18 protein-coding genes are annotated in these 19,201 nt (G+C 42.5%); 7 read left to right on the forward strand and 11 right to left on the reverse strand.

Annotated elements, in window-relative coordinates; translation table 11 throughout:
• Positions 1-8: 8 nt before the first annotated feature.
• Positions 9-1,709: an acetolactate synthase AlsS gene (gene alsS / locus GPA07_RS03240; RefSeq protein WP_157292019.1), complete on the reverse strand. Its 1,701-nt coding sequence runs from the start codon at positions 1,707-1,709 to the stop codon at positions 9-11.
• Positions 1,710-1,859: 150 nt separating this feature from the next.
• Here alsS and alsR point away from each other — a divergent pair, with 150 nt between their 5' ends.
• Together alsR and GPA07_RS03250 are read left to right on the forward strand one after the other, a co-directional pair.
• A complete protein-coding gene (gene alsR / locus GPA07_RS03245; RefSeq protein WP_008354824.1) occupies positions 1,860-2,774 on the forward strand; it encodes an acetoin biosynthesis transcriptional regulator AlsR in 915 nt (304 codons plus the stop codon).
• A 32-nt stretch (positions 2,775-2,806) separates the two neighbouring features.
• Positions 2,807-3,424, forward strand: coding sequence for a flavin reductase family protein (locus GPA07_RS03250; protein WP_198303835.1), 618 nt, complete (start codon positions 2,807-2,809; stop codon positions 3,422-3,424).
• Between the two features lie 35 nt (positions 3,425-3,459).
• Here the strand turns inward: GPA07_RS03250 and rbsB are convergent, their stop codons facing one another.
• From rbsB to GPA07_RS03295, 9 genes are all read right to left on the reverse strand, one after another.
• Positions 3,460-4,377: a ribose ABC transporter substrate-binding protein RbsB gene (gene rbsB / locus GPA07_RS03255; RefSeq protein WP_008354820.1), complete on the reverse strand. Its 918-nt coding sequence runs from the start codon at positions 4,375-4,377 to the stop codon at positions 3,460-3,462.
• Positions 4,378-4,390: 13 nt separating this feature from the next.
• Positions 4,391-5,344, reverse strand: coding sequence for a ribose ABC transporter permease RbsC (gene rbsC, locus GPA07_RS03260; protein ID WP_071168464.1), 954 nt, complete (start codon positions 5,342-5,344; stop codon positions 4,391-4,393).
• Position 5,345: 1 nt separating this feature from the next.
• Entirely contained in the window at positions 5,346-6,827 is a 1,482-nt protein-coding gene (locus GPA07_RS03265; RefSeq protein ID WP_157292021.1) for a sugar ABC transporter ATP-binding protein, read from the reverse strand.
• Between the two features lie 15 nt (positions 6,828-6,842).
• Positions 6,843-7,235, reverse strand: a complete 393-nt coding sequence (gene rbsD, locus GPA07_RS03270; RefSeq protein ID WP_157292022.1) for a D-ribose pyranase — start codon at positions 7,233-7,235, stop codon at positions 6,843-6,845.
• Positions 7,232-8,110: a ribokinase gene (rbsK, locus tag GPA07_RS03275; RefSeq protein ID WP_157292023.1), complete on the reverse strand. Its 879-nt coding sequence runs from the start codon at positions 8,108-8,110 to the stop codon at positions 7,232-7,234. Before rbsK ends, rbsD begins: the two co-directional genes overlap by 4 nt.
• Complete coding sequence (locus GPA07_RS03280) at positions 8,107-9,093, reverse strand: LacI family DNA-binding transcriptional regulator (protein WP_008354810.1); 987 nt, start codon at positions 9,091-9,093, stop codon at positions 8,107-8,109. Before GPA07_RS03280 ends, rbsK begins: the two co-directional genes overlap by 4 nt.
• A 119-nt stretch (positions 9,094-9,212) precedes the next feature.
• Complete coding sequence (locus GPA07_RS03285; protein ID WP_071168469.1) at positions 9,213-10,355, reverse strand: Ger(x)C family spore germination protein; 1,143 nt, start codon at positions 10,353-10,355, stop codon at positions 9,213-9,215.
• Positions 10,345-11,442 carry a GerAB/ArcD/ProY family transporter gene (locus GPA07_RS03290; RefSeq protein WP_157292024.1) on the reverse strand — a complete coding sequence of 366 codons (1,098 nt, stop codon included), beginning with the start codon at positions 11,440-11,442 and terminating at the stop codon, positions 10,345-10,347. Before GPA07_RS03290 ends, GPA07_RS03285 begins: the two co-directional genes overlap by 11 nt.
• Positions 11,432-12,913, reverse strand: coding sequence for a spore germination protein (locus GPA07_RS03295; protein ID WP_008354804.1), 1,482 nt, complete (start codon positions 12,911-12,913; stop codon positions 11,432-11,434). The genes GPA07_RS03290 and GPA07_RS03295 overlap by 11 nt, the downstream gene beginning before the upstream one ends.
• A 748-nt stretch (positions 12,914-13,661) precedes the next feature.
• On the opposite strand from GPA07_RS03295, the gene pgsB reads away from it, so the two are divergent.
• From pgsB to GPA07_RS03315, 5 genes are all read left to right on the forward strand, one after another.
• A complete protein-coding gene (gene pgsB / locus GPA07_RS03300; RefSeq protein WP_008354802.1) occupies positions 13,662-14,843 on the forward strand; it encodes a poly-gamma-glutamate synthase PgsB in 1,182 nt (393 codons plus the stop codon).
• A 15-nt stretch (positions 14,844-14,858) separates the two neighbouring features.
• Positions 14,859-15,308: a poly-gamma-glutamate biosynthesis protein PgsC gene (gene pgsC, locus GPA07_RS03305; RefSeq protein ID WP_007497520.1), complete on the forward strand. Its 450-nt coding sequence runs from the start codon at positions 14,859-14,861 to the stop codon at positions 15,306-15,308.
• 18 nt (positions 15,309-15,326) lie between these two features.
• Complete coding sequence (locus GPA07_RS03310) at positions 15,327-16,493, forward strand: CapA family protein (RefSeq protein ID WP_157292025.1); 1,167 nt, start codon at positions 15,327-15,329, stop codon at positions 16,491-16,493.
• Positions 16,490-16,660, forward strand: coding sequence for an extrachromosomal elements maintenance protein EdmS (locus tag GPA07_RS18580; RefSeq protein WP_003213661.1), 171 nt, complete (start codon positions 16,490-16,492; stop codon positions 16,658-16,660). The genes GPA07_RS03310 and GPA07_RS18580 overlap by 4 nt, the downstream gene beginning before the upstream one ends.
• Positions 16,661-16,761: 101 nt before the next feature.
• Positions 16,762-17,985, forward strand: a complete 1,224-nt coding sequence (locus GPA07_RS03315) for a C40 family peptidase (RefSeq protein WP_157292026.1) — start codon at positions 16,762-16,764, stop codon at positions 17,983-17,985.
• 56 nt (positions 17,986-18,041) lie between these two features.
• On the opposite strand, the gene GPA07_RS03320 is transcribed toward GPA07_RS03315, so the two are convergent.
• A complete protein-coding gene (locus GPA07_RS03320) occupies positions 18,042-18,923 on the reverse strand; it encodes a Cof-type HAD-IIB family hydrolase (RefSeq protein WP_008354793.1) in 882 nt (293 codons plus the stop codon).
• Positions 18,924-19,201: the final 278 nt, after the last annotated feature.

The following is a 19,201-nucleotide window of genomic DNA, read 5'->3' on the forward strand; positions in this document are numbered from 1 at the left end:
TGGAAGTCTTATCTGACATGTAACGTTCGTTTTTCACGAAAGACTTCTGGCCATTTTTGACTGGCGAGGTCTGGGTTGTCTTGATAGTCAATCGGTATATCAATAATGACAGGTCCTTCTATGTTTATACCCTTTTGAAGGACTGTTGAAAGCTCTTCAGGTGAGTTCACGCGTAATCCAGTTGCTCCAAAGCTTTCGGCATATTTCACTAAGTCGATCTGGCCGAACTCAACACAAGATGTGCGCTTATATTTCATTTCCTGCTGGAAAGCCACCATATCGTATGTGCTGTCGTTCCAAACGAGATGAACGAGGTTTGTTTTCATTCGTACGGCTGTTTCTAATTCCATCGCAGAGAAGAGAAAACCGCCATCCCCAGAGACCGAAATAATTTTTTCATCTGGATTCAGTATGGAAGCGGCAATCGCCCATGGTAAGGCCACGCCGAGGGTTTGCATGCCGTTACTCACCAGGAAAGTATTCGGTTCATAGACGCGGAAGTGACGTGACATCCAAATGGCATGAGAGCCGATATCACATGTGACCTTCGTGTCATCTGGAATCAGTCTTCTCAACGTATGAATGACATCCAGCGGGTGAGATAAATGACTTTCTCTTTCTGGTGCTTTTTCGATGTCGTTTAAAAGCTCTTGTAAATCAGTGACGAGATCTACGTTCTCTTTGCATAGTGAAAGTGGAACGCTGTCGTGAGCTAGATGTTGGACGGTTTCAGATATATTGCCCACAAGCTCAAGCGCAGGTTCGTAAAAATGGTCGATATCTGCCTGGATGTCATCAACATGGATGATTTGACGCTGCTGTGGTTTTAGGTTCCAATGCTTCGGATCATACTCGATGGGATCAAAGCCGATGGTTAACACAACATCTGCTTGTTCAATGAGAAGATCTCCTGGCTGATTACGGAATAACCCGATTCTACCCACATATTGAGACTCAAGCTCTCTTGAAAGAACGCCGGCTCCTTGGTACGTTTCGACAAATGGGATACCAAGTGTTTTTAATAATTTTCTTGTGGCATTTGCCGCAGCAGGACGACTAGCTTTCATTCCCACAATCGCAACAGATAAGTGCGCATTTTGAATTTTGGCGATGGCCGAACTGATGAGAGCATCCGGTGCAGGACCTAGTTCTGGAGAAGGGTGAGCAGACACTGGTGTTTGTGTGGTGTGTTCTGTCACGACATCTTGTGGAAAGCTGATAAATGCTGCTCCAGCTTGACCACTTTGTGCCGCGCGAAAAGCATTTGTTAATGCTTCTGGTATATTGTTTACGTCTTGTACTTCAACGCTATATTTTGTCACTGGTTTGAATAATGCCGCATTGTCGAGTGATTGATGTGTTCGTTTGAGCCGATCCGCACGCATGACGTTTCCAGCGATTGCAACAACAGGGTCACCTTCCGTGTTGGCTGTTAATAGACCTGTCGCTAAATTGGATGCGCCAGGACCTGATGTGACGAGACAAACACCTGGTTTACCAGTTAAACGGCCGACAGCTGCTGCCATAAAGGCTGCATTTTGTTCATGCCTGCATAGCACAAGCTCTGGACCTCTGTCTTTCAATACATCAAATACCGCATCAATTTTTGCGCCTGGAATCGCAAAAACATGGGTCACACCTTGAGCAATCAGCGTATCGACAATCAACTCTGCTCCTCGTTTTGTTAGGGGTTGTGTCTGAGAATTCATGTACCCCGCACTCCTTTCGGCAAGTAAAATTTTTTATGAAAATATATTTTCATGATATGATTTACTATACATTTCACAAATTAGATTTTCCAATATATGTTTAACGTAGTTTTAATATGTTTCACGAATAAGTGTGTGAGGAGTGAAAGGATGGAACTGAGACATTTGCAATATTTTGTCACAGTGGCGGAGGAGCTGCATTTCGGCAGAGCGGCCGCACGGTTGAACATGACACAGCCTCCACTTAGTCAGCAAATTAAGCAGTTTGAGGAAGAATTGGGATTTCCTTTGTTTCACCGGTCTAAACGAGTGGTGGAGTTAACGGCTGCTGGGAAGGTTTTTTTACATGAGGTCCGGGGCGTGCTGCATCAGCTGGATAAAGCCGTCGATCATGCCCGTCATACAGCAAGAGGGGAGCTTGGAAAAATCATCATTGGTTTTGTTGGAACAGCGACGTATGATATTCTGCCGCCAGTTGTACGTGAATTCAGAGAGCTCTATCCCTCTGTCAGTATTGAGCTGAAGCAGCTTTCTGTACCGCAGCAGCTCAGGGCACTTTTGAACGGGGAAATTGATATTGGATTTTTACATCCTACCTCACCGCATGAAGAACTGGTCAGTCGTTTAATGAAACAAAGTGAATGTATTTTTGCGATTCCGAAAAATCATCCATTGGCCAAAAAAGAAACGGTCACCATTGAAGATATTCGTCATGAACCGATTATTTCTTTATGTAAGGAATCGTGGCCGTCCCTTTATCAGCACTTTATTCTGCTATGTGAAAAGTATGGATTTTCTCCGAATATCGTGCAGGAAGCGGCGGAATATCAAATGGTTATTGGACTTGTTACAGCAGGTATCGGTATTGCTGTCATTCCAAAATCAGCCCGTCGTTTATTTAACTTAGATGTGGTGTATCGGTCAATTGAAGATGAACAGCTGCTGGCGGAATGGACCATTTCCTATAGACGAGAAAACCATAATCCGGCTTTATTTCATCTTGTCCACCATATACTCCATCGCGCTGAGCCGGAGCAAGGGCAGACAGAGATAGACATGGTATGATGTCGTTACATAAAAGAGGAGGCGTGCTTGAAGTGATTACATTACAAATGGATCAGCTGTCACGAAAAGAAGCATATAAATTATTATCTGGTTCCATTGTTCCAAGACCCATTGCGTTTATTACAAGTCTGTCTAAAGAACATGTCGTCAATGCCGCACCATTTAGTTTCTTTAATGTCGTCAGCGGACACCCGCCGCTCATCGCTGTTTCTATCGGGCGACGTCAAGGACAGATGAAAGATACAGCGCAGCATATCATCGATAGGGAAGAGTTTGTGGTCCATGTGAGTGATGAAGCGATGATCGAAGATATTAATGAAACAGCTGCTACTTTGCCGCAGGAAGAGAGTGAGCTGGATCGCACCGGTCTTCATCAAGTGAAGAGCCATGTCGTTTCAGTGCCGGGGGTTCAGGAAGCGCGCATTCGCTTTGAATGTCAGCTGGAAAAGCATCTCACCTTTCAAAATGATGAAGGGGAGATCACAGTCGATCATATCATTGGACGGGTGGTGTGTGCGCATTTAGATGAGACTGTTTATGATGCGGAAAAAGGCTATGTTTCTACTCATGAATTGAATCCAGTTGCGCGTTTAGCGGGAAATGATTATGCCCATTTAGGCACGTCCTTTGTGCTGAAAAGACCAGAATAATGTGAAAAACCCCCGAGGTTGCCGGGGGTTTTCGTTTATTTCTTTTGTTCGAGTTTCAATGGAGCTGCAATGTTTTTCTCTACTTTCTTGCCTTTTAATACATCGCTTGCAGCGTCGACTGCCAGCTGACCGATCAGCTCTGGCTGCTGCGCGACTGTTGCGGATAGCTTTCCTGCTTTGATCGAGTTCAGTGCATCTTCGTTTCCGTCAAAGCCGACGACAAGGATGTCTTTTCCAGAACTTTGGATCGCTTCTAAAGCGCCAAGTGCCATTTCATCATTATGGGCAAAAACGGCTTTGATGTCTGGATTACCTTGAAGCAGGTTTTCCATGACATTCAGTCCTTTTGTCCGGTCAAAGTCAGCGGCTTGTTTGGCTGTCACATCTAACTCTTTGTCTGCAATTTGATGGAAGCCTTTTCCTCGTTCACGTGTCGCAGAAGCGCCTGGTACACCTTCTAGTTCAGCCACTTTTGCTCCTTTACCAACCTTGTCGATCATAAAGTTCGCTGCCATTTCGCCGCCTTTGATGTTATCTGAGGCAACGAGTGCTTCTACCTTTCCACTTTCTGCTGAGCGGTCTAATGTGATGACAGGTATATTTGAAGCATTTGCTGATTCGACAGCGGTTGAGATGGCAGAGGAATCGGCTGGGTTAATGAGTAATGCATCGACCCCTTGTTGAATTAAATCTTCAACATCACTTGTTTGTTTGGCTGAATCATTTTGTGCATCTGCAATGACCACTTCAATGCCAAGCTTTTTCGCTTCTTTTGTCACACCGTTTTTGAGAGAAACGAAGAATGGATTATTTAACGTCGAGATCGACAGACCAATTTTAATATCTTTTTTCTTGCCATCCTTTGTTGATTTGGCCCACTCTGGCGGTTCTAGCGAGCAGGCAGAAAGCATGAATAATGAGAGAGTCATGATCAGGATTACATATTTTTTCATAGCAGCTGCCTCCTTAAGCAGATTTCTTTCTGTCGAGTAGGACTGCAATCAAGATGACAATCCCTTTCACAACAGATTGATAGAATGATGAAACACCAAGTAAGTTCATCCCATTGTTCAAGACACCGATGATGAGTACCCCGATCAGTGTGCCAACAATGCGTCCTCTTCCGCCAGACAGGCTTGTCCCGCCAAGTACAACGGCAGCAATCGCATCAAGCTCATACGACGTACCAGCTGTTGGCTGAGCAGAGTTTAGTCGAGAGGTTAAAATCGCCCCTGCTAAAGCAGACATGAAGCCCGCTAATGAATAAATCATGATTTTCACGCGTGGTACTTTAATGCCTGAGATGAGCGCAGCTTTTTCATTTCCTCCGATGGCATACGTTCTTCTGCCGAAAGGTGTTTTATGAAGCAGCACCCAAAGCACAATAAAGGTGAGAAGCATGGTGATCGCTGGAACAGGGATACCTAAGAAATATCCGCGGCCAAATAGCTGAAACGCATAGTTAGAGCCTAACCCTGTAATGGGGTTTCCGTCTGTATAAACAAGCGTCAACCCTCTGAAAATCGTCATCGTGGCAAGTGTTGCGATAAAAGGAGCCATCTTTCCTTTTGTAATTAAAAGACCGTTGACCATTCCAAGAATGGCACCGATGATACATCCAACGATGATGGCGAGAATCGGGTCCATGCCAGACACAATAAAGCCGGCGGTCAGAGCACTAGACAGCGCTAGAATTGCACCGACAGACAAATCAATCCCTCCGGTTAAAATAACAAACGTCATTCCAAAGGCAATGAGGGCATTAATGGAGATTTGTCTTAGTAAGTTTAAAATGTTTAATGGCTCTAAAAAGGCTGGATTTAAAATAGAAACAATGGCGACAAGGATGATGAGTCCTAAGAATGGCCCAAGCTTTTGCATGATGTGGTCGAATCGTCCATTTGAAGTAAGTGGTTTCATGTTACTTCCCTCCTGTAGCTAGTGTCATAATTCGTTCTTGTGTGGCTTCTGTTTTATCTAATTCTCCGCTGATGGTTCCTTCATGAATGACCAGCACTCGGTCGCTCATCCCTAGAACTTCTGGGAGCTCAGAGGAGACCATCAAAATCGCAACGCCTCGATCCGTCAGCTCGTTCATGAGCTGATAGATTTCTCGTTTCGCCCCGACGTCAACACCCCTTGTCGGCTCATCTAGAATCAATACCTTCGGCTGAATGCCGATCCATTTGGCGATGACGACTTTTTGCTGATTTCCACCAGACAGGCTGCGTGCAGAAATTTCAGATGAAGCAGTTTTGATCGTCAGCCTTTTGATGAGCAGGTCTACAAAATCTTGTTCATTTTTCTTGTCAATCAGCCCCTTTGGAGAGAAGCTGTCTAAGTTAGGTAAACTGATGTTTTCTCGAATAGATGCATCCAGCATCAGTCCTTCATCTTTGCGATCCTCTGTGATAAAGCCAATGCCTAGCTTGACGGCATCACTTGGCTTTTTAATGACAGCCTTTTTTCCGTGTACCCAGATTTCCCCTTGGTCAAGTGAATCGAGGCCAAATAGCGACCGCATCATTTCCGTCCGGCCAGCTCCCATTAAGCCGGCGACACCGACGATTTCTCCTGCTCTGACTGAGAAACTGATATCTTGAAATCGTCCTTTCCTCGTCGCTTGTTTGACCTCTAGGACAACATCACCTTTAGAAGGTGTACGCTCAGGGTAACGATCTGTTAATTCGCGGCCGACCATTTTTTTGACGACTTCATGAAAATTCGTGTCTGGTATAGCTTTCGTATCAACCGTTTTTCCGTCACGCATGATCGTGATCCGATCACAGATCGCAAAGATTTCCTCCATACGGTGAGAAATATAGACGATGGAAACGCCTTCTTTTTTGAGTGATTCAATGACCTGAAATAGCTTGTCAATCTCTCGGTCTGTGAGAGCAGCCGTTGGCTCATCCATGATGATGACCTTCGCATCTGTCATTAACGCTTTTGCAATCTCAATCATCTGTTTTTGTCCTACAGAACAGCTTCCTGCCTCTTGATCAAGTGAGAGGTTGACAGACAATCGGTCCAGCTGCGCTTGGGCGAGGGCTTTCATTTTCTTGGTGTCTAGGAGACCAAGCTTTGTATAGATTTCTTTTCCAATGAATAAATTCTCGAGTACGGTCATATCAGGCCATATGTTCAGCTCCTGATGAATGAAGGCGATTCCGTGCTGTTCAGCTTCTTTCGGACTTTTGAAAGCGGTTTCTTTTCCGTCAATTTGAATCGTTCCTTGATCCACTGAATAAAGGCCTGTCAGCAGGTTCATTAAAGTGGATTTTCCTGCTCCGTTTTCACCCATGAGCGCATGGACTTCACCTGTGACGAGGTCAAAGGAGACCCCGGATAGAACGGTGTTTTTCCCAAAGGCCTTATGGATGTTATGCATCTCAATGTTCATATGTGGTTCCTCCTTTTAAAAGATGACACCGGCATGAAGAATGCAGTTTGCGTATGGGGTCGCTTCGCCCGTTCGAATGACTGCTTTTGCCTGTTTGGTCATGTCTTTGAAAGTCTCGTGGTCTACTTCATCTAACGGATGTGAGAGCGCTTTCTTTAAAAACAAATGATCTCTCTTATTGACTTCTTTGATTTCACTGGCTACGGTAATTTTTTCAACGGCCATTTCCTGAAGCAGGAGGGAGGTGACCTCCTGAAAAGATGGTGTGCCGATTGATAATGCAAGGTCGATCTTGATTGGACCTTCTGGAATTGGCAGACCGCAGTCAGCGATAACGATTGTATCTGTATGACCAAGGTCAGCAAGCACCTTGGCGATATGACTATTTAAAATACCATTTTTCTTCATTTCTTATTCTCCAATTCTTCTCTTGCTGGCATGCCGCCTTGTGCGCCAAACTTTGTAACGGAGATAGATGCGGCTAAGTTGGCAAACGCAAGAGCGTCGTATAGGGATTTTCCTTCTGTTAGTGCTACAGCTAGAGCACCGTTAAAAGTATCACCAGCGCCTGTAGTGTCGACGGCTTTCACAGGATAGCCCGGTACCAACACTTCTTTTGATCCGTCAAAGTAACGAACACCATTTTTTCCTTCAGTAATGAGTAATTTGTTTGGATATTGGCGCAAAGCTTCTGCTATTGTGAGTCCATCAAACATAAGAGCTGCTTCGTGCTCGTTTGGTGTAATATAGGCAGCTTGATCTAATATTTGCTGAGACACTTGACGAGCTGGTGCGGGATTTAAGATGACTGGAATCCCTTTCTCACTGCAAATGGCGCAGACGGCTTCGACTGTTTCTTCAGGAATTTCTTGCTGAATGAGGACCATTCCAATGTCTTCAATAGAAGAAAGTGCCTCATTTACATAGTGAGGTGTGACCTCATTGTTTGCTCCTTTGACGACAACAATGCTGTTATCTCCTTCTGCCAAAATGATATGAGCTGTTCCGCTTTCCATATCGGTAACCGGTTTCATATAGGTGGTGCGAACACCTTGTGCTTGTAAATTGCGAATAATGTCCTGACCGTAAGCGTCATCACCGACTCTGCCAACCATATATACATCTGCGCCCAGCCTTGCACTTGCAACGGCTTGATTGGCGCCTTTTCCGCCTGGGACCGTTTTAAATGATTCGCCCAAGACGGTCTCTCCGGCATTCGGCCGCTTATTCGATGTGACAACTAAATCCATGGAACAGCTTCCTACGACAACAATTTGACTCATTGTGAATCCACCTTTCTTGTGGTCTCTCGTTCAATAAAAGAGACGGGCATTTGAATAACTGATTGATCTATAGGCTGCTTCTGAATGGCTTTGATGATCAGCTTTGCAGCTTCTTTCCCCATGTCATAGGCGGGCTGCCGTATCGTTGATAAAGAAGGGAAAAGCAGTTCGCTTTGCGGAATATCATCAAATCCAATGATTTGGACTTCATCTGGAATGGCTTTTCCGATTCGAAGCGCTTCGTGTATGACGGCTGTTGCTACGATGTCATTGCTGGCAATAATGCCATCTGTTTCAGGGTACAGCTGAAACAGAGCCTTGGCGCTTTTTCGGGCTTCCTGAAAGGAAAAAGAAGCGTTAGACATCACATGGAAGTTGGCACCTTCTTCAGTCAGAACATCGAGAGCGCCTTTGAATCTTTGCCGCGCTGTTTGAAGATGAGCGGGCCCTTTTAGCAATGTGACCTGCTGGCTGCCGCGTTTGATTAATTCCATTGCAGCTATTTTCCCGCCTGCCATAGCATCTGCAAAAACAGAAGGTGCGTTTGGAACGGTTCGGTCTAAAAACACAACAGGCAGCTCATCATCATTGTACAGATCCGATTCAGGTTCGTTTGTGACAGCGATGACACCGACCACTTGATTTTGCTTAAAGGTTTGTAAATAGGCCATTTCCTTCTCTCGATCTTCATCACTGTTTCCGAATAATAACCGAAAACCGTTCGCATGTATCTCATCCTCAACGCCTCTAGCCAGCTGAGGGAAGAAGGGGTTTGTGATATCAGGTAAGATAAGACCAACTAATCTTGATTCTCTTTTAAAAAGGGATCGTGCCACTTCATTGGGGAAGTAGTTCAGCTCCTGCATCGCTTGTGTCACGCGGGTTTTCGTATCAATATGGACGTATCCAGTATCGTTGAGCACGCGTGAAACAGTCGCAACAGACACTTGTGCAGCTTTTGCAACATCTTTAATTGTAGCCAATGGAGTGCCTCCCTTCGTTGATGTGTAACCGTTTACACAGATAGATTATCACGAAAGCATTGAAAAGACAATCTTAAAAAATAAAAAAAAAAGAAAAGAAAGAGGGTGTCTTCCTTTTCTTAACTAATAATGCCTGTTTGTGTAATATTCACTTTGATTTTTGGAATGATTTTCACCTTGCGATAATCTTTTATCCAGTTCATTTTCATATACTCATCATAATGTTTCACTCGATATTTTCTGCCGAGGCTGAGAACATCAGAATTCGCTTCTTGAATCGTAGCGATGATTTTTTCTGCTTCTTTTGTCAAAATGACTGAAAGTCTTTTGTTAAGCATTTCAATTTTTTTGTCTGTATCTAGATTATCTTTTGGGTATTCGAGAACCGAGGTCTTGAATTCATATTCGAGTGAAAATGTTAAGTCTCGGTGACCAGGATTCTCAATCTTGATATCTCTCTTTGTATCTGTGACTTGAATGGTGATGTAATTGTTCTCCTTTAATTTCATGTCATTTCTGATTTTTTTGGTGAAATTGGCATACCTGCCCATTTTATTATCCATCACGGTGAGCAAGATCGCATCTTGACCGTACAGCTCGCCCTTCTTTTTCTCATTATCAAATAGTGCAACCCCTTTTACGCTGATTAATTTCTTCGATTGATCGAAATGAATTAATGGCAGTGTGAAGTCCTCGCCGGTTTGGAGCATTTTAGACCGGATACTTTGAATGTTTTTAGGTGCTACTTGGGAGGAGCGTGATGCGGTTGTGATTAAGTTATTTAAATAGTCGCTTACAATGAGCTTTTCCTTCAGTAGCTCGTTGATCACATCCACACAGCTTCCCCCTTGTACCACAGCCAGGTTTGCGAGTAAAGGGCTTTTGGGATCGCGATAAAACATATCTAGGTAAGGGAGCAGGCGATTTTGTGCAAACTCATCACCAATGAGCATGACCCGCATTTTGGATATGTCGATTTTTTGGTCCACAATCCGGCTGAAGTTCGATCTTGCCTTGCGTAAAGTAGGTGCTTCCGTTGTGAGGAGTGTGGTTAAGTAACTGCCTGTATTTCCTTGCTCCATGCTTTGGGACTGCTGCACCTTTCGATAGGTAATTGAATACTTTGCGTTGTCATCCTCTCCTTGATCAACAGCAGATGTTAATACAAGAGAGATATTTTTTAATAAATTCTGATCCCAGCAGGCAGGCATGAAGATGAGAGAAATACACATAAGCAGCGTCAGTATGAACCTATGACGCATGTGATTTCACCTTCCCTTTGCGATGTTTGATGAAAATGATAATGGCCATAAAGACCGGAAGTGTGTAAATAAATGAATACTGTGCAATGGTGGTAAAGTCATTAAAGCGCTGAATCCTAAAGTTATCAGTTGAAAGAAAGCAGCTAGCAGCATAGACCAAAATGGCAAAAACATACACATATTTTCTGTGATCCTTTTTCTTTAGAATGCTGGATAAACCGTTTGCACAGAAGTAAAGGTAGTTGCTAAGTGTGGCAAGAATGACAAACACCCAGAAACTGAGAAAAATTAAGTCTGTCCGCTCAATGATACCGAATGAAATGGTCTTTAGTAAGTAAAGGACAGGACTCGGAATCACCTTCAGCTCAATCGGACTAAAAAACATAAAGCAAATCAATGTAATGAATAGGTAGTAAAGCGTCGTGCATATATTTGCAATGGTCATCACCTTATACCGTACTTTGATGCTGCCTTTCATAAATGGTGAGATAATAAGAATCATCTCAAATCCATTCATAGATAGAACGACATCCTTTAATCCAAGTGCAACTTCAGAAAGGTCCATTTGGAAAAAGGGCATGAGATAGTCGATATTGGTCCCTTTTAACGAATAGAACATTAAGAGAGACAGAAAGAGTAAAAAGGGAGTCAAAATAAAGTTTAACCTGACAATCGCTGTAATTTGTTCTTTTGCAATATAGATAATGGATATCATCAATAACAGGTTAATGACCCAGTTGGGCGTAAGTGGCAGCACCCAAATACCAAGGGTTCTTGTGAAAATGGAGAGCACGACGATGCAAACCGATGCGAAATATACCGTATAAAGCGCCGCCAATGACCAGCCGACCCATTTTCCAAACACCTCAATTAACGTTTGAAAAAACGATGTGTCTGGATACTTGTGGATAATATATATAAAAATAGTGTTGATGATTTGGATAAAAAAACAGGCTAAAATAATCGCCATCCAGCCATCGTGTCCCATGTCTTTCATGAGCAAATTGGGGAGAGCTAAAATACCGACACCAATTTGAGATTGAATGATAAAAAAGACAGCTTGAGGTGGAGATATTTTATTTTTCATTTTTATTTTTCCATCCTCTCAAATTTTCAATTTGCTCCTTCTTTTGTGGATTTAAGTAAACAGGGCGCTTTTTGTACATCCACATCGGTAATCGAATCACAGTGTCTTTTAAGTCCTGCCAGTTAAATGGGGCAACTGGAGATAAATACGGGACACCTAGTGATTCTAGGCGGCATAAATTCATCAGTACGATAGAAAGGCCGAAGGAAATGCCAATAAACCCAAACATTGATGCCATAAACATGAGGGGGAAACGCAACATACGAATGGTTGACGTCATTTCAAAGGATGGCAGGACAAAGGATGCTACGGCTGTTACTGCGACCACAATGACAAGGACGTTTGAAATCAGTCCAGCTTTGACAACTGCGTCCCCAATGACCAAACCGCCTACAATCCCAATCGTCTGACCAATTGGCTTTGGCAGACGCACCCCAGCCTCGCGTATGAGCTCAATCGTAATTTCCATCAGCATCGCTTCTATTAAAGGTGGAAAAGGAATGCCGATAATGGAATTCTTCATCGTAATCGCTAATTCATCTGGGACAACCTCATAATGAAAACCAATCACAGCAATATAAAAAGATGGCAAAATCACAGCGATCATACAGGCAAGATAACGTAGCATACGAATAAACGTAGCCGGAATCCATCGGCTATTATAGTCATCTGGAGATTGAAAGAAGCTAAAGAACGTAATAGGCAGAATGAGGGCCATCGGGCTGCCATCCATCAACACCACAATTCTCCCTTCAAGGATCGCTGATCTCACCTTGTCTGGTCTTTCCGTATCTATGAGCTGCGGGAATATTGAATACGAATCATCCTCAATTGCCTCCACAATAGACCCAGGGCTTAGCAGCGTGTCTACTTTAATAGAAGAAATTCGTTTGTTGACCTCGTCTACCTTTTCTTGATTGGCAATATCAGAAATATAAATAGTGGCAATCTTTGTTTCTGATTTTGTGCCGACCTTATGGTACTGGATGGCGAGTTTGCGATCATTTAAGTGTGAACGCAGCAAATATAAATTGGTATCTAGACTCTCAACAAACCCATCATGTGCGCCCGCAATAATACTCTCAGAAGAAGGTTCAGAAATAGAGCGCAGCGGCGGCTGTCCAACGGCAAATAATTTGATCTGCGAGGATTTTTCATCAAGAAAGGCAATACTTCCTGCAATAATGCTGTCGGTAATCAGCGTTAAGTCTCCTGTTTCAAGCGTACTAAGAGATTTTGTATAGTCCTGCTTTCCAGGAGGGCCTAACAAGTTTCCGATAATAAAATCGTTTAGTTTGCCTTCATCAATTCTTGTCTTAATAAAGAAAAGGACAGATTTCGTTTCATTTACCATCAATTCTCGATATTCAAAATCCCCACTTTGCTGAAATGCCTTTTTCAGTATTCGAATTTTTTCCTCGAAATTGCCTGATAGGAAGTGTAAGCGTGTTTGCTCATTCGTGTTTGGCATCTTTAGCCTCCTCTCACAGATTTTTTAACCATAGTGTAAGCGGAGAAGATGATTTTATGCGTCATCTTTGGGGAAAGCATGACATGAACCGACAACTTTCAACTAAAATCATATTAAAAATGTTAAGAAATGATGAATCTTGATAAAAAGAAATGAATAATGTTTCATTGTTTAGGTCATAAGGAGCGAATATCGTAAAGAGAAGCTATAACAAATTGATCAACATTTGACATCTTATCCCATTTTTTCGTGACCTGAAAATAAGCATAAGACTTGATTTTTTTGGATATGACCTTTGTCATAGGTCAACGTGCAGCATTCTGACGAATGAGGATGACTTTCTAACCTGTTCATTTAAAAAGATAAAACATTCTAAAACACACACTATTCGTTTAAAGCGTTGATATGACTGATTTCATCGAGATGAAAGGGTTTTAAAACATTGATTCGAAATACATCTTAATAATTGTCGAAAAATTTAGGGAGAAAAGGACAAAAAATTTTGGGGTGTTTGATGGTAACGCTTTCTCATCTTCAAAGCAGAAATTTAGAATAGTTTTAGTCCGTCTTTTGGCCTTTTCATTTGAGCGAGAGCTAGGCAAATACGCCTTCTGATGAGAGGAATTTGGCATACGAGGAAGCGAAAGATTATGTTACATAATACCGATTGTGATTTTATGCTGAACAGATATACTGTTGATTGAATTTACATATCACACTCATATAAAAAAGGAGATGTAGATAAGCGATGTGGTTAATCGTTATAGCCTGTGTCATCATGTTAGGGATTGGCTTTATTGAAAAGAAGCGTCATCAGAAAAATATCGATGCCCTGCCGGTGCGCGTCAATATTAATGGTATTCGCGGAAAGTCCACCGTTACAAGATTGACAACCGGTATCTTAATGGAGGCAGGTTATAAAACTGTCGGCAAAACAACAGGAACGGATGCAAGAATGATTTATTGGGATACGCCAGAAGAGAAACCGATTAAAAGGAAACCGCAAGGACCAAATATCGGTGAGCAGAAAGAAGTTATGAGAGAAACAGTTGAAAGAGGAGCAAATGCCATCGTCAGTGAATGTATGGCGGTCAATCCAGATTACCAAATTATCTTTCAGGAAGAGCTGCTTCAAGCGAATATCGGCGTGATCGTAAACGTTCTTGAAGATCATATGGATGTAATGGGGCCAACTCTTGATGAAATAGCTGAAGCCTTTACAGCGACAATTCCTTACAATGGACACTTGGTTATTACGGATAGTGAATATACAGATTTCTTTAAAGAGATTGCGAAAAAACGCAACACTGAAGTGATTGTTGCAGATAATTCCAAGATTACTGATGAGTATTTACGGAAATTTGAGTACATGGTGTTCCCAGATAATGCTTCGCTTGCACTTGGTGTCGCTCAAGCATTAGGGATTGATGAAGATACGGCATTCAGAGGAATGTTAAATGCGCCGCCTGATCCAGGAGCGATGAGAATTCTTCCATTAATGGACGCGAAAACACCTGGCCACTTTGTAAATGGATTTGCGGCAAATGACGCAGCATCTACATTGAACATTTGGAAGCGTGTGAAGGAAATTGGATATCCAACAGATGAACCGATTATTATTATGAACTGCCGTGCGGATCGTGTAGATAGAACGATCCAGTTTGCAGAGGATGTACTCCCTTATATTGAAGCAAGTGATCTTGTCTTAATTGGTGAAACGACTGATCCAATTGTGAAGGCATTTGAGGAAGGAAAAATCCCGGCTGACCACTTACACAACCTTGAATATCAATCTACAGAACAAATTATGAACATGCTTGAGAAAAAGCTTCATAATCGAGTGGTTTATGGAGTCGGCAATATTCACGGAGCCGCTGAACCTTTAATCGAAAAAATTCAAGAATACAAAATTAAGCAGCTTGTCAGCTAGGAGGAAATATAGAAAATGTTCGGATCAGATCTTTATATCTCGTTAATTTTAGGTGTTCTACTCAGTTTAATCTTTGCAGAAAAAACAGGTATCGTACCAGCTGGACTGGTTGTTCCAGGTTATCTTGCGCTTGTATTTAACCAGCCAGTCTTCATCTTAGTCGTCTTATCTGTCAGCTTGCTGACGTACGTGATCGTTCGCTTTGGTCTATCAAAATTTATGATTTTGTACGGACGCAGAAAGTTTGCGGCGATGCTGATTACAGGGATTGCCTTAAAGCTCATATTTGATTTCTTCTATCCAGTGGTCCCTTTTGAAATAGCAGAATTCCGCGGAATCGGAATTATCGTACCTGGATTGATTGCGAATACAATTCAAAAGCAAGGTCTTACGATTACCCTTGGAAGCACGTTACTTCTAAGTGGTGCAACATTTGCCATCATGTATGTTTACTATCTATTTTAAGATAAGGTGTGTCCAATGATGAATAAAAAATTGAGCTTTCAGGAAAAGCTGCTGAAAATCACAAAGAATCAAAAGAAAAAGACGAATAAACACGTACTGATTGCTTTACCGATTGTCATTGCTTGTACATTCCTATTTACATTTATCGGGAAAGCACAAGTACCAACTGTAGAAAAGAATCCAGAAAACATCCTGACCGCTTCGTTTGTCGGAGATATTATGTTTGGAAGAAATGTAGAGAAAGTAACAGACCGCTATGGAAAGCAGCACCTGTTCCGCTATGCGAAGCCGTATTTTGATGTATCAGATTATGTAACTGGGAATTTTGAGCATCCAGTGGCTTCAGATAAGGAACAGGCGGCGCAAAAGAATATTCATTTGAAAACAGATGAAGAGTCTGTCCAAACGCTAAAGGATTTGAATTTTTCCGTACTAAACTTTGCGAATAACCATGCATCAGACTACGGTGAAAAAGGGTTGAACAACACAATCAATGCCTTTGAAAAATCAGGTATTGGATACACAGGGGCAGGGCGTAACCTCCAAGATGCGAAGCAGAACATTTCGTACAAAGAAGTGAATGGTGTCAAAATCGCTACCCTTGGTTTTACAGATGTATATGGAAAAGCTTTTAAAGCATCGAATCGCAAGGCAGGTATTTTGCCAGCCGATCCATCTATCTTTATTCCGATGATTTCACAAGCTGCTGAAAAGGCAGATATCGTCGTTGTTCATGCTCACTGGGGACAGGAGTACAACAATGAAGTAAACGACAGACAAAGAGAATTGGCAAGAGCGATGTCAAAGGCTGGTGCTGATATCATTATCGGTGCACATCCGCACGTTCTTGAGCCTATGGAAGTCTACAATGGAACAGCGATTTTCTATAGCCTAGGGAACTTTGTTTTTGACCAAGGCTGGTCAAGAACACGTGATTCTGCACTTGTTCAGTATCATCTGAATGAAGATGGAAAAGCAACTTTTGAAGTGATCCCAATGTATATCAAAGAAGCAACGCCTGCTCCAGTCAAAGCAGGATCCTTTGAATCAAAATCCATTATCCGTATGCTGACAAATGGCACGAATGCGGATTGGAAAGAAAAAGACGGACATATTTTCTTTGAAGTCGATCATGCCGATAAAGTTCAAACATTAAAAGAAAACGAAAGGAAGGATAAGAAATGAAATTCCTAAAAGCAAGCTGGCCGTTTGTTGCGTTAATTTTAGTATTTGTCTTTATGTCTGCTTTTAAATTTAGTGATAGCCTCACAGATCATGAAAAACAAAAGATCTCAGTTGAAATGCAGAAAATCGAACAGCAAAAGCAGTCAAAAACGGAAGCAAGTAAATAATGGTGAAATGAGGGCACGCCTTGCGTGCTCTTTTTTGGCGAAAAAAGGTGTAAAATGAAAGGTGTCTTGCCGAAACTATAGAAGAAAGGAGGGAATAGATTATGAAATGGAAAGGGATGCTGCTTGGAGGATGTGCACTCGTAGGACTGATGTTTATGTCTCAATCAGAGGTGTCTGCTCAAACAAAATCTCCTTTAGAGCAAGCGGAAACGCTGATGGGTACCCCTTATCATAAAGGAGGAACCGATCCAAAAACGGGGTTTGATGCATCTGGCTTTATTCAATATGTTTACAAAACATCCGGTACATTCGATTTGCCGCGAAAGGTGATTGATCAATATCAGCTTGGGGAAAAGGTGTCATGGGAGAAAGCAAAGCCTGGAGACCTTGTCTATTTCCGCAGTCTTGATGAAACAAAAGATATTCCGACACATGTGGCTTTGTATGCTGGAAACAATCAGGTGATCCACATCACGCTCAGTCAAGGTGTGGTGAAAACAGATATCAGCAAAAGCAAATATTGGACAGACCGGTTTTATGCGGTTAAACGGCTGCCTTCCTCCCAAGAAATCTCGGATGATCAACTTGTGAAAGATGCGATGAAATATCTAGGAATTCCTTATGTGTTTGGTGCAGCAGATCCAAAAGTCGGTTTTGATTGTTCAGGCTTTTTACAATATTTATTTGAAAAATCACTTGGGATTTATTTGCCTAGAAGTGCTGAACAGCAATGGCTGGTTGGAGAGAAAGTGGCACTAGACGATATTCGTCCTGGGGACTTTGTCTTTTTTAGCAACACGTATAAAAAAGGGATTTCTCATGTAGGGATGTACATTGGAAGTGACCGCTTTATTCACGCGAGCCGTTCCGAAAGTGTGACGATCTCTTATTTGTCTGAATCATATTGGCGCGAGAAATGGACAGGTGCGAAACGATTAACTGAATTGAAACTAGCGAAGGAAGACAAGGTCGTTTCAAAAGCCGCTACGTATATTGGGGAAGTTCCTTATGTGAAAGGCGGTACGAACCCAAAACAAGGATTTGATACAGCAGGATTCACACAGTTTATCTATCAAGAAGTGCTTGGCATTGAGTTGCCCCGCTATGCATCAGGACAAATCAAAGCAGGAACGCCTGTGAAACGTTCGGAACTTAAGCCGGGAGATCTCGTTTTCTTCAATGGGACTTCATTGATGCCGGCCATTTATGCAGGATCAAATCAAGTCATTCATGTGACGGTCTCAAATGGCGTTGTCATTACCAATATGAAAACAAGCTCGTACTGGAAGGATAAATATGAGACGGCTGTTAGAATCGAAAAATAAAGAAAAAGCCCGACCAACACGCGGATCGGACTTCTGGACTTCTCACTAGGCGCTGATCAGACAAGCGTCTTTTTTTCTTGGAATTGATTCTGTAAAAGCAGATCAATAAAATAGGCGACGCCATCCTCGTGGTTGCCTTTTGTGACGTATGTGCTCTTTTCTTTAATGACATCCACCGCATTCCCCATCGCAATTCGGTGACCGGCTTCTTCGAACATGGATAGATCATTAGGGCTGTCACCGATCGCATAAATATTGGAGCGGTCTACGCCATAATGGGCGGCGAGCTTTTTAAGGGCATGTCCTTTCCCTGACTCTTTCGGCAGCACCTCAATGATATGTTTTCCAGACGAAGTCAATGAGAGCTTAGGCATCTCGGCAAGAAGATTTCGTGCTTCCTGCAGCTTGTTCATATCAAATGAGAAGCACAGTAATTTATAGGTCGATTCATTCGATTCGAAAATCTGGCGGATATCATCTACTGGTTTGATGCCAAATTGTTTAAATTGGGTCATGGCCCCTTCCCATAAATCAGCTGCATCCTCATTTGGATTTGCACTTTTGAGCACATCAAATTCTGCTTTCAGCTTCTCTTTTCCATCAAAGGGGGAGAGGAGGGCATCGTCTGTATATACCTCAAAGTAAATGTTCCGTTCCACTAATGCCTTAGCAGCACGTTTCCCTGTTTCTTGATCAAGTGTGATTCTGCTGAAGAGCTTGTATCCTTCGGTATGGACTGTTCCTCCGTTTGCCGCAATAATGGGAATGTCCAAATCACCAAGAAGATTCTTCACATCAAAAGTCGCCCGCCCTGTACAAATGGTTACAATATATCCAGCCTCCTTCGCACGAATCAGTGCCTGCCGGTTTTGTATGGAAATTTCACTTTTTGTATTTAAGAGTGTGCCGTCCAAATCAATCGCAATCATCTTTCTCATTGTTGTCAAATCCTCCTTCGTTCAAGCAATCGCTTCTTCAAAAGTATGTACGATTTCCTTCATTCTCATGAAAGAATAAAAAATCGTGGGTTCCTCATGATCAAGGCTAAACAAAAATGGACAAATGATCAAGGTCAAAAGAAAAAGCGCCCAAAGGGACGCTTTCAGCGTGTAGAAAAAACCCTCTCATTCTCCCGCAGTCCTGCGTGCCGGTGCTCACGAATGTTAAATTCGCTCCGCGCCGGTACTCGTCTTTCCTAGACTGCAAAGGTTTTCAG

The organism is Bacillus sp. ms-22 (assembly GCF_009759805.1).
Lineage (GTDB): Bacteria > Bacillota > Bacilli > Bacillales > Bacillaceae > Bacillus > Bacillus xiamenensis.

Excerpts from the sequence above, each read along its gene's own strand:
- alsS (WP_157292019.1), bottom strand. The coding sequence starts at position 1,709 with ATGAATTCTCAGACACAACCCCTAACAAAACGAGGAGCAGAGTTGATT.
- GPA07_RS18580 (WP_003213661.1), top strand. The coding sequence starts at position 16,490 with ATGAAATTCCTAAAAGCAAGCTGGCCGTTTGTTGCGTTAATTTTAGTA.
- pgsC (WP_007497520.1), top strand. The coding sequence starts at position 14,859 with ATGTTCGGATCAGATCTTTATATCTCGTTAATTTTAGGTGTTCTACTC.
- GPA07_RS03265 (WP_157292021.1), bottom strand. The coding sequence starts at position 6,827 with ATGAACATTGAGATGCATAACATCCATAAGGCCTTTGGGAAAAACACC.
- rbsK (WP_157292023.1), bottom strand. The coding sequence starts at position 8,110 with ATGAGTCAAATTGTTGTCGTAGGAAGCTGTTCCATGGATTTAGTTGTC.
- alsR (WP_008354824.1), top strand. The coding sequence starts at position 1,860 with ATGGAACTGAGACATTTGCAATATTTTGTCACAGTGGCGGAGGAGCTG.
- GPA07_RS03320 (WP_008354793.1), bottom strand. The coding sequence starts at position 18,923 with ATGAGAAAGATGATTGCGATTGATTTGGACGGCACACTCTTAAATACA.
- GPA07_RS03315 (WP_157292026.1), top strand. The coding sequence starts at position 16,762 with ATGAAATGGAAAGGGATGCTGCTTGGAGGATGTGCACTCGTAGGACTG.
- GPA07_RS03310 (WP_157292025.1), top strand. The coding sequence starts at position 15,327 with ATGAATAAAAAATTGAGCTTTCAGGAAAAGCTGCTGAAAATCACAAAG.
- GPA07_RS03285 (WP_071168469.1), bottom strand. The coding sequence starts at position 10,355 with ATGCGTCATAGGTTCATACTGACGCTGCTTATGTGTATTTCTCTCATC.
- GPA07_RS03290 (WP_157292024.1), bottom strand. The coding sequence starts at position 11,442 with ATGAAAAATAAAATATCTCCACCTCAAGCTGTCTTTTTTATCATTCAA.
- pgsB (WP_008354802.1), top strand. The coding sequence starts at position 13,662 with ATGTGGTTAATCGTTATAGCCTGTGTCATCATGTTAGGGATTGGCTTT.
- rbsC (WP_071168464.1), bottom strand. The coding sequence starts at position 5,344 with ATGAAACCACTTACTTCAAATGGACGATTCGACCACATCATGCAAAAG.
- rbsD (WP_157292022.1), bottom strand. The coding sequence starts at position 7,235 with ATGAAGAAAAATGGTATTTTAAATAGTCATATCGCCAAGGTGCTTGCT.
- rbsB (WP_008354820.1), bottom strand. The coding sequence starts at position 4,377 with ATGAAAAAATATGTAATCCTGATCATGACTCTCTCATTATTCATGCTT.
- GPA07_RS03295 (WP_008354804.1), bottom strand. The coding sequence starts at position 12,913 with ATGCCAAACACGAATGAGCAAACACGCTTACACTTCCTATCAGGCAAT.